Below are 14,065 nucleotides of genomic sequence, written 5' to 3' on the forward strand. Positions count from 1 at the left end.
GGTGCTCCGAGGTCAGGCGGGCCGGCGCAGCCAGCGGCTGATCCGGTTGAGGGCGAGGACCGTGGCGACGATGACCGCGGCAGGGGCGTAGATCATCCACGGGGCGAACGGGAACTTCTCGCCGTCGGCGACCAGACGGCCCCAGTCGGAGGCCGGTGGCGGGTCGCCGTAGCCGAGGAACGCGAGCCCGGCGATGACCAGGATCGCGGCGCCGAACTGCAGCACCGCCAGCGGCACGATCGAGCGCGAGGCGTTGGGCAGGATGTGGGTCAGCAGGATCTGCCATCGGGTGCCGCCCTGCAGGTAGGAGGCCTCCACGAAGGTGGCCTTGCGCACCTTGATCACCTCCGCGCGCATCACCCGGGCGAAGACCGCGACCGCGACCACACCGGTCGCGACCGCTGCGTTGACGGTCCTGAACCCGAGCGCGGAGACGATGACGACGGCGAAGAGGAAGCCGGGGATCGCCAGGAGCACGTCGACGAACCGGGCGAGCACGGTGTCGACCCAGCCCTCCAGGAAACCGGCCAGGAGCCCGATCAGGCTGCCCGCGACTACCCCGATGGCCACCGAGATCAGCGCCGAGCTGACCGAGGAGGCCGAGCCGTGCACGACCCGGGCGAAGAGGTCGCGGCCGAGGTCGTCGGTGCCGAACCAGTGCCCGGCGCCGGGGCCGAGGAGCTTGTCGGTGGGTACGCCGGCGGCCGGGTCATGGCTGCTGAACAGCCCCGGGGCCAGCGACCAGGCGACGATCACGGCGAGCCAGAGCAGGGAGACGGCGACGCTCGGGGGGACCCGCCGCAGCGCGGCGGCGCGGGGTGCGTCGAGCGACGGCTCGGAGAGGGTGGCGACGCTCATCCTCAGCCTGCCTTCCGGAGGGAGAGCCCCGAGGGGGCGAACGGGCCCGGGGCCCGGCCAGGGGCGGGAACGGCCGCCCGCGGGCGCGACTCGGTGAGGCGTACGCGTGGGTCGAGCAGCGGGTAGACGAGGTCGGCCACCAGGTTGACCACCACGAAGACGACCGCGGAGAGCGAGACGACCGCCTGGAGAACCGGGGTGTCCTGGGTGGTCACCGACTGCTGGACGAGGCTGCCGAGCCCGTTGCGCCCGAAGATCTGCTCGGTCAGCACGGCGCCGCCGAGCAGCTCGCCGACGATGAGCGCGATGACCGTGACCACCGGCAGCGAGGCCGGCTTGAGCAGGTGCCGCACGAAGAGGCCCGCCTGGGTCAGGCCGCGGGAGCGGGCCACGGTGGCGTACTCCTGGGTGGACTCGTGGTCCAGGTTGGCGATGATCACCTCGGCCAGCTGCGCCGAGACCGGGATCGCGAGGGTGAGCGCGGCGAAGAAGGTGCCGACCGGCGTCTCGGAGTCGATCACCGAGAACAGGTGCAGCTGGAAGGAGAAGAAGATCAGCACCAGCAGCCCGACCACGTAGTTCGGCACCGAGAGGAACAGCGACGGGAAAGCCCGCAGCAGGTCCCGGCCGGCCCAGCGCGGCAGCGCGTGCGCGCCGTAACCGACCGCGAAGGCCAGCACGAGCGCGATGACGAGCGCGGTGCCGGCCAGCGCGAACGTCGAGGCCGCGACCTGTCCGATCATCGGGGCCACCGGGAGGTTGGTGCGCAGCGAGACCCCGAGATCGCCGGTGAGGAAGCGCGACAGCGACTCCCACAGCTGCACCAGGACGGGCTGGTCGAGCTTGTAGTAGGAGACGATCTGGTCGACCTGCTCGGGCGAGAACCCGTTCTCCGGGTTGTTGAGCATGCCCGAGACCGGGTCGCCCGGCAGCACGCTGATCACCAGGAAGGTCGCGATGTAGGCCAGCAGGACCACCACGACCGCCTGGCCGACGCGCCGGAGCACGAACACGGGGTAGGAGCTCTTCACGGCACTCACTCGATGGTCGCCGCGGCGAACTTCGCGAACGCCGTGCTGTCGGTCCGGACGCCCTTCAGGTCCGGGCTGGCGAGCAGCGGCCGCTGCACGATCTGGGTGATCGGCACGTAGTAGGCCTGCTCGAGCACGTGGCGCTGCAGCTCGGCCAGGTCGGCGTCGCGCTGGGCGGGATCGGTCGCGACCCGGATCGCGTCGCGCAGCTTGTTGATGGTGGCGTCCGACTCGCCGATGCCGAACCAGTTCTCGCCGCTGTCGGCGTCGGTGAAGACGTTGGCGGCGGTGGAGGCGTCACCGATCGAGCGGGTGACCTCGTAGGCGGCCACGTTCGGAGCCCCGACGGTGATCTTCTCGCCGTAGGTGATCACGTCGTAGGTCTGCACGCTCACCTTGAAGCCGAGCTTGCCCAGCTGCGCGGCGATGAGCTGGTCGACCTGCTTGGAGGTGGGCAGGTAGGGGTTGGAGTAGAGCGTGAACTCCAGCCGCTTGCCGTCCTTGGCCAAGATGCCGTCCGAGCCCTTGGTGTAGCCGGCCTCGGCGAGCAGCTTCGCCGCCGCGTCGGGGTCGTGGCCGAACTCCGCGGACTGGTCGGAGACGCCGGGGACGGTGTCGTTGAAGAACGAGGTCGCCGGCTTCCAGTCGGAGGTGTAGACGGTGTCGATGATCTCGTCGCGGTCGATGCCGTGCTGGACCGCCTGGCGCACCTTGAGGTCCTTGAAGACCGCCGTCTTGGTGTTGAGCGCCCAGCCGAAGGCGAAGCCCAGGTAGACCGGCGTGTGCACGCTGAAGCCCTGGCCCTTGAGGTCCGAGATCTGCTGCGGTGTCGGGTTGTAGGCGACCTGCGCCTGGCCCGACTGCACTGCGGCGGTGCGGACGGCGGCGTCGGGGCTGACCTTGTAGGTGATCTGCTCGATCTTCGCCGGGCCGGTGCTGCCGAGCGCCTCGGGACCCCACTCGTAGTCGTCGCGCTTCTCCAGGACGACGTTGTCGTCGGCCTTCCACGACTTCACGACGTACGGACCGGAGCCGTAGTTGGTGGAGAGCTCGGCCTGCTCCTCGGCGGTGCCGGCGATCGCCTCGGGGGCGAACAGCGCGCTGGCGGCGTAGCCGAGGGTGGGGATGAAGCCGAGCGTCGGAGCCGAGAAGCTCACCTGGACGGTGGTCTCGTCGACGGCCTTCGACCCGGCGTACGTCTTGGGGAACAGGCTGATCGGGGCGATGCCCTGGTCGGGCTGGCCCTTGGCCCAGTAGTCGAGGTTGGCGACCACGGCGGCGGCGTCGAGCGGGTCGCCGTTGGAGAAGGTGACGCCCTTCTTCAGGTGGAGGGTGAAGGAGGTGTAGTCCGCGTCGTTCTCCCACTTCTCCGCGATCCAGGGCGAGATCTCGCCCTGGTCGTCGACGTAGACGAGCTTGTCGTAGATCTGGCTGTAGACGTTGCCCTGGAAGCTGGAGATCGAGGAGGTGTTGGGCACCCAGGAGTTGCCGAGGGAGTCGAGCAGGAAGGTCAGCTGACCGTCGCTCGAGGCTCCGGAGGAGGCGCTGCCGCAGGCGGTCAGCGAGGCCGCGGCGGTGGCCGCGACCGCGGCGAGGGCGACCTTGCGGCGCCAGGATCCGAGGCGGGAGACGGGTCGGGCGATCTTCATGGGGTTCCTTCGGTGATGTGCGGGGGGTGGGTGACTCACGCGCCGAGAACGCGTCGGCCGGCCTGGACGAGGGCGAAGTCCTCCTGCGGCGGGTGCACCCGGATGCAGAGGGCGTCGCGCAGGTGGCGTTCGAGACGGTTGTTGCGGGTCAGGCCCGGGTTTCCGAGAGCGGCGACCGCGGTCTGGGTCGCCGAGACGACGGCCCTGGCGATGGCGACCTTGATCACCGAGAGCTGGGGGAGGACCGCTTCGTCGCCGGCCTCGAGCCGGCGCAGGGTGCCGTAGGCGAGGGTCTCGGCGGTCGCGATCTGCAGGTCGATCTCGCCGGCGACCGCCTGGATGCGCTCGGTCTCGGCGATGGGCTTCCCCAGCGCGCTGGGCACCCGGGTGCGGGCGAACTCGGCAAAGGCCGACCGGGCTGCGCGGGCCACGCCGATGTAGAGCGCGGGATGCGCGAAGCCGCCCGGGCCGGCCGTGGCCGCCGGGTCACGGTAGGAGCCGTCGGGCTGCCGCGGGATCTCGCGGAACGCCTCGTACGGCACCTCGACCCCGTCGTAGACGACGTCGTGGGTGTTGGAGGCGCGCAGGCCCAGGTGGTCCCAGGTCTCGACCCAGGTGATGCCCTCGGCGTCGCCGGGGACGGTGACGTGCCCGACCCTGGGCCGGTGCGCGGGCGTGTCCGGCTCGTCGGCGGTGGCCCAGACGCTGTGGTAGGTCAGGGCGGTCCCGCCGGTGGCGTACGCCTTGTGGCCGTCGATGCGCCAGCCGTTCTCGGTGCGGGTGATCATGGTCTTCGGGATCCCGCCGCGGGCCGGGGCACCCAGCTCGGGCTCGGCCCGGATCGCGTTCACGAACGCCGGCTCCGTGGTCGAGCGGCGCAGCAGGTCGTCGTAGTGCTCGGCGTACCAGCCACCGAGCTCGGCCTGGGCGGCGTGCGCCATCAGGGTGTTGGTCACGATCAGCGCCACCGACGGGTCGCCCTCACCGATGGCCTGGACGATGCGGACGGCGTCGATGGTGCCGACTCCCGGGCCGCCGTAGCGCTTGCCGACCGTCGCGGTCACCAGCCCCGCGCGCCAAGCTGCCTCCAGGCCCTTGACCGGCACCGCGCCGGAGCGGTCGTAGTCGGCGGCGTGCTCGGCGATCTCCGCTGTGACCTGCGCGAGCGCGGACTCGGAGAGGTCCGGGACCGGAAGGGCGTACGTCCCGTTGCCGGTGTCGTCGGGCGCGGTCATGCGCCGGCACCCTCGAGCGCCGCAGCCCTGTCCGCGGCGGCGACGAAGTCGTCGCTGTAGTAGCCGAGGTGCTCGGACTGGAGGCTGCCGCGGTGCCCGGTGGCCTCGCGGTGGGCGATCTCCTGGCGCACCAACGGGAGGACGTGCCTGCCGTAGTCGGTGGCGTCGGCGAGCGTGTCGTAGCCGCGGATGGAGACCAGGTCGGCGCCGGCGTCGACGTAGTCGAGGATCGCGGCCGCGACGGTCTCCGGGCTGCCGACCAGGGCGGTGGAGGCCCCCTGGCCGCCGGTCGCGGCCGCGGTGCGGGTCCACAGCGCGCGGTCGTAGCGCTCGGAGGCGCCGGCGAACTCGAGGGCACGCACCGAGCCGATGTTGGTGGCCTTCGACTGGTGACGGCGGGCGAAGTAGGCGGCCTTCTCGTAGGTCGCGCCGATCTTGCCGATGTAGTCGTAGGCCTTCTCCCAGGCCTCCGCGTCGGTCGCGGCGACGATCGGCCGGAAGGTGACCCAGATGCGCGGGTTCGGCCGCCCGGCAGCGGCCGCGATCGCGTTGACCCGGTCGATCTCGGTGCGCAGCTCCGGCAGCGGCTCGCCCCAGAAGGAGAAGATGTCGGCCTGGGTGCCGCCGATGTCGAAGGCCTCCTGCGACTGGCCGCCGATGGAGATCGGGACCGGTGCGCCGGAGTAGGTGGCGAAGCCGGGGCCGAAGTCCTCGAACCGGTAGAACTCGCCGTCGTGGCTGAACGGCTCCTTCTCGGTCCAGGCGCGGCGGAGCAGGTCGATGTACTCCCCGGTGCGGGCATAGCGCCGCGGCTTGGGCTCGTAGTCGCCCTGGCGGTGCTGCTCGTCGTCGGAGCCGCCGGAGATGAGGTGGACGACCGCGCGGCCCTGGGTGAGCTGGTCGAGGGTGGCCAGCTTCTGGGCCGCCACCAGCGGGAATGTCGTGTTGGGGCGCAGTGCGACGATCGGCCGGATCCGCTCGGTGAGCGTGCCGACGGCGGCCGCGGTGATGAAGGAGTCGGCCGAGCCCGAGCCGTAGGGGAGCAGCGTGTAGTCGAACTCCTGCTCCTCCAGCGTGGCCACGTAGCGCTTGAAGTAGTCCAGGTCGATGCCGTGGGGGACCTTGACCGGGTTCAGCTCGGTGGACGGGTTGAGGTGCGAGAGGCTGATGAACTCGACCTTGGGTGAAGCTGTCGCCGGGATCTGGGCGTCGAAGACTGGGGTGGTCACGAGGGGTTCCTTCCGGGGCGCACGGTTCAGTCGAGAAAGTCCACTGACTTAGTCATTAATGCTGGTGTGTCGAGGTCACGGCGTCCAACAGGAATGTGGGATGTGAATCCTTCGCGCTGGCTTATGCGTTGCTGATCAGGCGCAGGTTCGGGGTTCCGGCCAGGAAGTCGCGCCCGGCGACCAGCGCGGTCTCCTCGATCTCGGGGTCGAGCCCCCGGCGGGCGATCATCCGGAGATGGGCGGCGCCTGCCGCCGGGAGGCCGGTGCGCTCCTGGATGCCGCGCGGGCTGCCGCCGATGCCGGGGAGCAGGGCGGTCCCGAGACCCGCGCGTACGCCTGCCAGGACTCCTTCGAGGGTCGTCGAGGTCGCGGTGACCTCGACCTGGTGGCCGGCCTCGGCGAGCAGTGCCAGCGCCCGCTCGCGCAGGCCGCAGGGCTCCTCGAACGCGACCAGGCTGAAGGTCTTGTCCGGTGCCGGTTCGCGGTGGGGTGCGGCGTACCAGTGGAGGGGGAGGAGGCCGACCTCGTGGCCGGCGGCCTGGCCGCTGGGGTCGAGGACGAAGGCGAGGTCGACCGAGCCCTTGGCGACCGAGTCGTAGAGCTGGGTCGAGCGGCCGATCTCGAAACGGGTGCCCGTCTCGGGGAACGCCTGGGTCAGGGTGCGCAGGAGCTCGGGGAGCATCTGCTCGACGGCGTGCTCGACGCAGCCGACGGTGATCGTGGTCGGGTTGGCGACCTCGAGGAGCGCGAGCGAGGCGTCGTGGGTGGCCAGGATCTTGCGCGCCTCGACCAGCACCCGCTCGCCGTCGGGCGTGAACCGCATGGTGCGGCCGTCCTTCTCGAAGAGGCGGCGCTTCAGGGTGCGCTCGAGCAGGCGTACGTGCTGGCTCAGTGCGGGCTGGCTGATGTGTCTCGCCGCCGCTGCCTTGGTGAACCCGCCGCTCTCGGCGATGGCTACGAGCGTACGCAGGTGCTCAATGTCCAGCGAAATACTCATATATCCAGTGTGAGGCCTGCGCGGGGTTCGTGGTGGGCCCTCTCAGATACCGATCACGATCGCCGATGGATCAGGTGAGCAGATTGGACTTGGACGCCACCGGCCGGCCGCCCCGAGCATGGTGGGCATGACTGCCATCGCCGTGACCGACGTGCCCCACGCGTGGGACGAGCCCGACGGGATCGCTCCGCGCGGCACCCTGATCCTGCTCACCGGAAGGGGCGAGACCGCGGCGACGTACGCCCGGTTCGGCCGCCGGATCTCCGTCGACGCCTACAAGGTGCGGGTCGTCGAGGTCGACCTGGCCGACCTCGACGCCGCCCGGACCTCGGTCTCGGCGCTGCTGTCCGATGAGGAGCTGCCCGCGCCCAAGGTGCTGGTCGGCTCCGACGCCGGCGCCACCCTCGCCGCGCTGCTGGTCGGTGAGCTGCCGGCCGACGGCGCCGTGATCGCCGGCCTCGCGCTGCCCGGGTCGGGAGGCGAGCCGGACGAGGTGTGGGAGGACGAGCTCGAGGCGCGCAGCGCCTGCCCGACCTACCGCGGGACGATCTCCGCCGATGCCGGCTTCGCACGCGGCGCCCTGGCGACCCCGCTGCCGTGGCAGGAGGTCTCGCTGAGCGTGCCGCCGGTCCCGTTGCTGGTCGTCCACGGCCGCGACGACCAGGTCACCCCGGTCGGGGAGGCGCTGAAGCCGTGGGTCGGCGCCTCGAGCGTCGAGCAGCATGTCGTCGAGGGCGGCCGGCACGACATCCTCAACGACGTCACCCACCGCTCCGTCGCGGCCACGGTGATCCTCTTCCTCGAGCGCCTCAAGCTCGGCGCCGACCTCCCGGTCATCGTGCGGCAGGTCGGCCGGTGACCCTGCCCGAGAGGTTTCTGGGTGAGCTGACCGCCGCGGTTCCGGCGGCCTCGACCGCGACCGCCGACCGTGCCGCCGTCGCCGTCGACCGCTCCGGGATCGTGGCCGAGGGAGCGCCCGACGTCGTGGTCCGGGCGACCTCGGTCGCTGATGTCCGCACCACGCTCCGGCTGGCCTTCGAGCACGGCGTACCCGTCGTGCCCCGTGGCGCCGGCACGGGCCTGGCCGGAGGGGCGGTCGCCGCACCCGGCGCGGTCGTGCTCGACGTGAGCGGCCTGGACCGGATCGTCTCGCTCGACCCGGTCGACCAGACCGCCCGTGTCGAGCCCGGTGTGATCACCGCCCACCTCGACCGGGTCGCGGGCGAGCACGGCCTGCGGTATGCCCCGGACCCGGCTTCGGCCGCGATCTCCACGATCGGCGGCAACATCGCCACCAATGCCGGCGGGCTGCGGTGCGTGAAGTACGGAGTCACCCGTGACTCGGTGCTCGGCCTCGAGGTCGTGCTCGCCGACGGCACCCTGATCAGCACCGGCCGGGCGACGCTGAAGGGTGTCGCCGGCCTCGACCTCACCGGCCTCTTCGTCGGCTCCGAGGGCACCCTCGGCGTGGTCGTCGGCGCGACGGTGCGACTGCGACCTCGTCCCGAGCGGACCCTGACCGTGGCCGCGGCGTACGCCGGCGTGGAGGCCGCCGCGCGGGCCTGCGCCGCGCTGGCCCAGGACCGACGCGAGCCGGCGATGCTCGAGCTGCTCGACCAGGCCACCCTCCAGGTCGTCGACGAGGCCCAGCGGACGGCCTATGCCGCGCGGGGTGGAGCGCTGGTCATCGCCCAGGCCGACGGCCCGGCCGCGGAGCCCGAGATCGAGGCCATCGCGGCCGTGCTCGGCAAGGAGGCGACCTGGATCGAGCAGGGCGTCGACGAGGAGGCCTCGGCGCGGCTCGTGGAAGCCCGCCGCCTCGCCCTGCCCTCCATCGAGACCCAGGGCTCCGTGCTCATCGAGGACATCTGCGTGCCTCGCTCCCGCCTGGCCGAGGCGTTCGCCCGCGTCGAGGAGGTCGCCCGGCGTCGCGGCGTACGCATCTACTCCTTCGCCCATGCCGGAGACGGCAACCTGCACCCGCTGATCGGCTACCCGGCCGGCCCGGTGCCCCCGGAGGTCCTCGCCGCCGGCGACGACATCTTCGGCATCGCGCTCGACCTCGGCGGCACCGTCACCGCCGAGCACGGCATCGGCCTGCTGAAGCGCTCCTGGCTGGCCCGCGAGATCGGCCCGGACGCGCTCGGCGTGCACCGCGCCATCAAGGCGGCTCTCGACCCGCGCGGGATCCTGAACCCAGGGAAGGCCTACTGACCCGGGCTCACCGCACGAACGGCAGCTCCAGGTTGTCGCGGAGCGTCGCGCCGAGGTAGTCGCTCCCGACGATCCCGCGGCGGCGGAGCTCGGGCAGCAGTCCGTTGGCGACGAAGTCGTGGGTGCGGTCCTCGCCGAGGTCGCCGACGCTGACCACGTCGAGCACTCCGAGCCGGTAGCGCTCCTCGATCGCGTCGGCGATCTGCTCGGGGGTGCCGGTCTCGGCCCAGTGGCCGGTGTCCTGGGCGGCGATGACGAGGTCGCGCAGGGTGCGGCCCTGACGCGCCCAGGCGGCGAAGATCTCGACGCGGCCGCGACGGCGGTTGATGCCGGTGATCTCGGGCAGCAGCGACTCCGGGAGGGTCTCGTCGAGCCCGACCCCGGAGAGGTCGACGTCACCGAGCATGCTCTCCAGGCGGGCCCGGCCGGCGTCGAGGTCGATCGACTCGGTGCGCTCCCGGGTGAGCCGGAGGGCCTCCTCCTCGGTGGCTCCATAGGTGGCGTGCAGGGAGCTGAAGATCAGCGGCCGCTCGCGTCGTCCGAAGGACGCGGCCAGCGAGCGGATCCGGCCGGTGAACTCCTGGGCGACCTCGATGGTCGGCAGCGAGGTGAAGACGACCTCGGCGAAGCGTGCCCCGAGACGTACGCCGCCCTCGGACTGCCCGGCCTGGAAGATCACCGGCCGCCCCTGCGGCAGCGGCGGGATGTTGAGCGGCCCGGCGACGTCGAAGTGCTCGCCGTGGTGGTCGATGCGGTGCACCTTGCCGGCGTCGAGCCTGGCCGCGCCCTCGGTCGCCTGCAGCGCGCCCGGCTCCCAGCTGTCCCACAGCGCGTGGGTGACCTCGAGGACCTCCTCGGCGCGGGAGTAGCGCTGCTCGGGGGAGGGGATCTCGGCGTACCCGTAGTTCTCCTCGCCGAAGGCGGAGGTGACGACGTTCCACGCGGCCCGTCCGTTGCTGACGTGGTCGAGGGTGCCGAACTGGCGCGCCAGCGTGAAGGGGTCGTTGAAGGTCGAGGAGACCGTGGTGATCAGCCCGGTGTGGCTCGTCAGCTGGCTGAGCGCGGCCATGAAGATCAGCGGCTCCTGCGCTCCGATCGCGCCCTGGTTGCCGAACTGCAGCAGGTCGGCCAGGAACAGCGCGTCGACCTTCGCCGCCTCCGCGCGCGGTGCGATCCTCGCGGCGTCGGCCATCGTGGAGCGGGTCGGGTCGAGAGCCAGGTCGTAGATGCCCCAGTGCTGGCCGCCGGAGCCGGCCACGGTCTTGAGTGTGCGTCGCTCGGTCACATAGACAAGTAAAGCACTTGAATTACTCGTTATACCTCGAGTGTCCACGCCTCGCCACCGGGATCAGGGCGACCGCCGAGAGGAGGGTCATCGTGCCGGCGGCCACCAGGAACCTCCAGTCGCCCAGCCAGACCGCGCCCAGCGGGGCGCCGGCGCGGGCGAGCGCCATCGGAGCGGTCATCACGGCGAGGATGCTGGCGAAGTGAGCGACCCCGAAGACGTCGGCGATGATCGAGGGCCTCGCCACGACGCTGACCCCGTAACCCAGCCCGAAGCAGGCGACACAGGCCAGGGTCAACGGCACCGACGTCCCGGCCAGCGGAAGAGCGAGCAGGCCCACGCCCTGGATCGCGAAGGACGCCGCGGTCACCCTCCCCATCCCGAACCGAGCGGCCAGCGGCGCCAGCGCGAGCCGGGAGCTGATCTGCAGGAGCCCGACCGCCAGCGGGAGCGAGGACGCGACGCCGGCCGAGAAGCCGATGTCGCGGAAGTAGGTCACCATCGCGACCAGGAACGCCGAGGTCGCGCCCGCCTGGGCGACGAATGCGAGCAGCAGCAGCCAGAAACGTACGCTGCCCACCGCATGCCCGACCCGTAGGCCGGTGCGTGCCACGATCCGGCGCGCGTGCGCCGCCCGCCCGGGCAGCGCCCACAGGTGGGCCGGGAGTGCGATGAGCGCCAGCGAGGCGGCGAGCACCAGCAGTGTCGTACGCCAGCCGAGCTGGCTCTCCAGCCACCCGGTGAGCGGGTAGTAGAGGCTGGTGCCCAGGCCGGTGAGCATGGTGACGACGACGAAGGCCCGGTCGCGCCCGTCGGCCTCGGTCGCGACCACCAGCACCGCGAAGGCCGCCTCGTAGGTCGACATCGCCAGCGCCAGACCGACGAGCACGAACGCGGCGTAGAGCGTCGGCAGGTCCTCCGCCCGGGCGCAGACGAGCACACCGAGCACGCCGATCGCCGAGCCTGCCGACATCAGGGCCCGCCCGCCGTACCTGTCCAGCAGCGAGCCGACCGGGATGGCGGCGACGGCGCTGACCACGATGGCGAGCGTCGTCGCGCCGGCGACCGCGGTGCGCGAGGCCTCGAGGTCGCGAGCCATCGGCAGGAGCAGGACCGGGACGGTCTGGATCAGGGCGCCGTAGCCGACGGTGTTGGTGATGACGAAGACCCAGATCAGGCGTCGAGCGATCGGGCCGGAGCCGTCGTGCGCGAGGGGTGAGCGGGTGAGGCCGGTGGCGTTCGCCGTCATCCGCGCAGCAGCGGAAGCAGCTGCCGGCCCTGTCGCTCGATCTCGGGGAGGTACGGGGTGTCGGAGAGCACGAAGTGGGTGATGCCGAGGTCGGCGTACTTGCGCAGCGACTTGGCGACGTCCTCGGCCGAGCCCACCAGCCAGGTGGTGCCGGCGCCTCCGCCGCCGACCTTGCCGGGTGTCGTGTAGAGGTTGTCGTCGAGCACTTCGCCCCGCTCGGCGAGATCGAAGAGCCGCTGCTGGCCCACCGCGGTGCGGCGGTTGCCGGTCCACTGTCGCTGGGAGGCGCTCTCGGCGAGCCGGGCCACCTTGGCCTCCGCGTCGGCCCACGCCTCCTCGGTGGTGTCCCGGACGAAGGTCGTGATCCGCAGGCCGAACTCCAGCGGCGGGTGCTCCCGGCCGAGCTCATCGCTCAGCGTCCGGAGCCGCCCGATCCGCTCCTCGACCCCGGCCAGCGGCTCGCCCCAGAAGAGCTGCACGTCGGCCTCGGTCGCCGCCACCCGCTCGGCGGCGGGTGAGGCGCCGCCGAAGTAGAGCTTGGGGTGCGGCCGTCCCTCGCGCACCTGGATACGTGGGGTGATCGTGGAGCCGGTGACCGAGTAGTGCTCGCCCCGGAAGGTGACGTCCTCCTCGGTCCACAGCCGCCGCACCAGCTGGAGGAACTCCTTGGTCCGCCCGTAGCGGGCGGCCTGGTCAGAGGCGTACGCCGCGTTGTCGCCGTAGGCGTCGAGGTGGTCCTGCCCGGAGACGATGTTGACCCGGACCCGGCCGCCGGTGAGGTGGTCGAGGGTGGCCGCGGCCGAGGCGAAGTTGGCGGGGTTCCAGTAGCCGGGGCGGACCGCGACGAGCGGCTGGAAGGTGGTCGTGCGCGCCGCCAGGGCGGTGGCCACGGTGAAGGTGTCCGGGCGCCCCCAGCCGGTGCCGAGGAGAGCGCCGTCCCAGCCGTGCTCCTCGAGCGCGCGGGCGTGGCCGGTGAGGGTCTCGAGGGTGTTGTGGTCGGTGACCTGGTCGTCGCCACGGTGGCCCGGCTCGGACTGGTTGGGGATGTACCACAACCGGGTCTGCTCGGGCCCGGACGACGTGGTGGAGGTGGGGGACTGGGTCATGAGGTTCTCCTCGGAAGGTGGGGCGGGGTCAGGCGGCGAAGGCGCGCAGCTGCGCCTCGCGGACGGCGTCGGTCTGGCCCTGGACGAGCACGAAGAGGGCCGAGCGGGCGTGCAGCTGGGCGGTGCTGGTGCCGGCCAGGCCGCGCCCGGAGCGGGCGATGACGAGGGCCTGGGTCAGGCTGGTGAGGGCGTGGCCGCTGGCGACCTTCAGGTCCAGCCGGTCGGTGAGGGCGATGCTCTCGCCGCCGTCGGCACGGTCGATGAGGTCGTAGGCCCGCTCGCGGATGTCCGCCACCCGGGGTGCCCAGACCGTAGCGACCTCGCGGGCGAGCGGGTGCGACTCCGCGGCCAGCTCCTCGAGCACCGTGGCGGCCAGGCCGAAGTGGTGGGAGCGGGCGTCGGCTGCCGCGGCGACGTCCTTGGCCCGCCACTGCTCCAGCGGAACGACCTCGAGCACGTTCTCGTCGCGCACCGTGACCGAGGCCAGGTCGACCCGCTCGGTCCGGCTGCCGGCGACGGCGCCGAGATGGAGCGGGCTGGCGGTGGTGCGCTCCTCGACGGGGAGCAGCGCCAGCACCACGTTCTGGGTGGCCGCGTCGACGGCGGCGATCAGCAGCACCGAGTTGAGACCCCAGCCGCTGACCCAGGAGACCGTGCCGTTGAACACCCACCCGCCCGGCGCGCGCCGGGCGGTGATGTAGCGGTCGGGGAAGCGGCGTACGTCGCTGATGCCCGCCCCGACCAGGAGCTCGCCGCGCAGGACGGCGTCGACCAGCGTGTGCTCGGTGTCGGGGTTCTGGCCGCGCCACCCGGAGAGCCGGGCGATGCTCGGCGCGTGCTGGGCCCAGACCAGCCAGGTGTTGAAGCAGGCGCCGGCGAGGATCTCGTGGATGCGGCGGTCGACGGGCCGATCCGCCTCGGCGCCCCCGTAGACCCGTGGCGCCAGGTGGTTGAGAAGCCCGAGCCGGCGCAGGTCGTCGATCACGCCGGAGCCGACCTGGGTGGCGTCGGTCTCGAGCGCCCCCGGGCGGAGCACCCGTTCGGCGTACTCCCTCGTGGCGATCACGAGGGGGTGGTCGTCGGCGGCGTCGACGGCTGCTGCGCCGGTGAGCGGTGGGGTGGTGACCGATGGCATCGAGACTCCTCAGCTGGTTTTGAGACAGTAAGAATACTAGAAAAATAAAGTCGATAGACTCAGTGCACTTAATTCGG

At 71.9% G+C, this 14,065-nt stretch carries 12 protein-coding genes; 2 read left to right on the plus strand and 10 right to left on the minus strand.

What is annotated here, in order from left to right:
• Window positions 1-12: 12 nt before the first annotated feature.
• The 6 genes from ACZ6WN_RS17500 to ACZ6WN_RS17525 all read right to left on the minus strand — a co-directional run bounded on the left by ACZ6WN_RS17500 (window position 13) and on the right by ACZ6WN_RS17525 (window position 6,999).
• Window positions 13-858 (minus strand): ABC transporter permease, encoded by an 846-nt coding sequence (locus ACZ6WN_RS17500; protein ID WP_465866287.1) that lies wholly within the window; start codon window positions 856-858, stop codon window positions 13-15.
• 2 nt (window positions 859-860) lie between these two features.
• A complete protein-coding gene (locus ACZ6WN_RS17505; protein WP_465866289.1) occupies window positions 861-1,889 on the minus strand; it encodes an ABC transporter permease in 1,029 nt (342 codons plus the stop codon).
• Window positions 1,890-1,894: 5 nt separating this feature from the next.
• Window positions 1,895-3,538: an ABC transporter substrate-binding protein gene (locus tag ACZ6WN_RS17510; protein WP_465866291.1), complete on the minus strand. Its 1,644-nt coding sequence runs from the start codon at window positions 3,536-3,538 to the stop codon at window positions 1,895-1,897.
• A 35-nt stretch (window positions 3,539-3,573) separates the two neighbouring features.
• Window positions 3,574-4,773, minus strand: a complete 1,200-nt coding sequence (locus ACZ6WN_RS17515; protein ID WP_465866292.1) for an acyl-CoA dehydrogenase family protein — start codon at window positions 4,771-4,773, stop codon at window positions 3,574-3,576.
• Window positions 4,770-6,002: an LLM class flavin-dependent oxidoreductase gene (locus tag ACZ6WN_RS17520; protein WP_465866294.1), complete on the minus strand. Its 1,233-nt coding sequence runs from the start codon at window positions 6,000-6,002 to the stop codon at window positions 4,770-4,772. The genes ACZ6WN_RS17515 and ACZ6WN_RS17520 overlap by 4 nt, the downstream gene beginning before the upstream one ends.
• A 121-nt stretch (window positions 6,003-6,123) precedes the next feature.
• Complete coding sequence (locus ACZ6WN_RS17525) at window positions 6,124-6,999, minus strand: LysR family transcriptional regulator (protein WP_465866296.1); 876 nt, start codon at window positions 6,997-6,999, stop codon at window positions 6,124-6,126.
• 127 nt (window positions 7,000-7,126) lie between these two features.
• Here ACZ6WN_RS17525 and ACZ6WN_RS17530 point away from each other — a divergent pair, with 127 nt between their 5' ends.
• Window positions 7,127-7,858, plus strand: coding sequence for an alpha/beta hydrolase (locus tag ACZ6WN_RS17530; RefSeq protein WP_465866298.1), 732 nt, complete (start codon window positions 7,127-7,129; stop codon window positions 7,856-7,858).
• Window positions 7,855-9,213 carry an FAD-binding oxidoreductase gene (locus ACZ6WN_RS17535; protein WP_465866299.1) on the plus strand — a complete coding sequence of 453 codons (1,359 nt, stop codon included), beginning with the start codon at window positions 7,855-7,857 and terminating at the stop codon, window positions 9,211-9,213. The genes ACZ6WN_RS17530 and ACZ6WN_RS17535 overlap by 4 nt, the downstream gene beginning before the upstream one ends.
• Window positions 9,214-9,220: 7 nt before the next feature.
• Here the strand turns inward: ACZ6WN_RS17535 and ACZ6WN_RS17540 are convergent, their stop codons facing one another.
• From ACZ6WN_RS17540 to ACZ6WN_RS17555, 4 genes are read right to left on the minus strand one after another with little or no spacing between them, the layout of a single operon-like run.
• Window positions 9,221-10,498 (minus strand): NtaA/DmoA family FMN-dependent monooxygenase, encoded by a 1,278-nt coding sequence (locus ACZ6WN_RS17540; RefSeq protein WP_465866300.1) that lies wholly within the window; start codon window positions 10,496-10,498, stop codon window positions 9,221-9,223.
• A gap of 22 nt (window positions 10,499-10,520) precedes the next feature.
• A complete protein-coding gene (locus tag ACZ6WN_RS17545) occupies window positions 10,521-11,747 on the minus strand; it encodes an MFS transporter (protein WP_465866302.1) in 1,227 nt (408 codons plus the stop codon).
• Entirely contained in the window at window positions 11,744-12,853 is a 1,110-nt protein-coding gene (locus tag ACZ6WN_RS17550) for an LLM class flavin-dependent oxidoreductase (protein ID WP_465866303.1), read from the minus strand. Before ACZ6WN_RS17550 ends, ACZ6WN_RS17545 begins: the two co-directional genes overlap by 4 nt.
• Before the next feature lie 28 nt (window positions 12,854-12,881).
• Window positions 12,882-13,988, minus strand: a complete 1,107-nt coding sequence (locus ACZ6WN_RS17555; RefSeq protein WP_465866305.1) for a hypothetical protein — start codon at window positions 13,986-13,988, stop codon at window positions 12,882-12,884.
• Window positions 13,989-14,065: the final 77 nt, after the last annotated feature.

Source organism: Nocardioides sp. NPDC054178 (assembly GCF_055585005.1).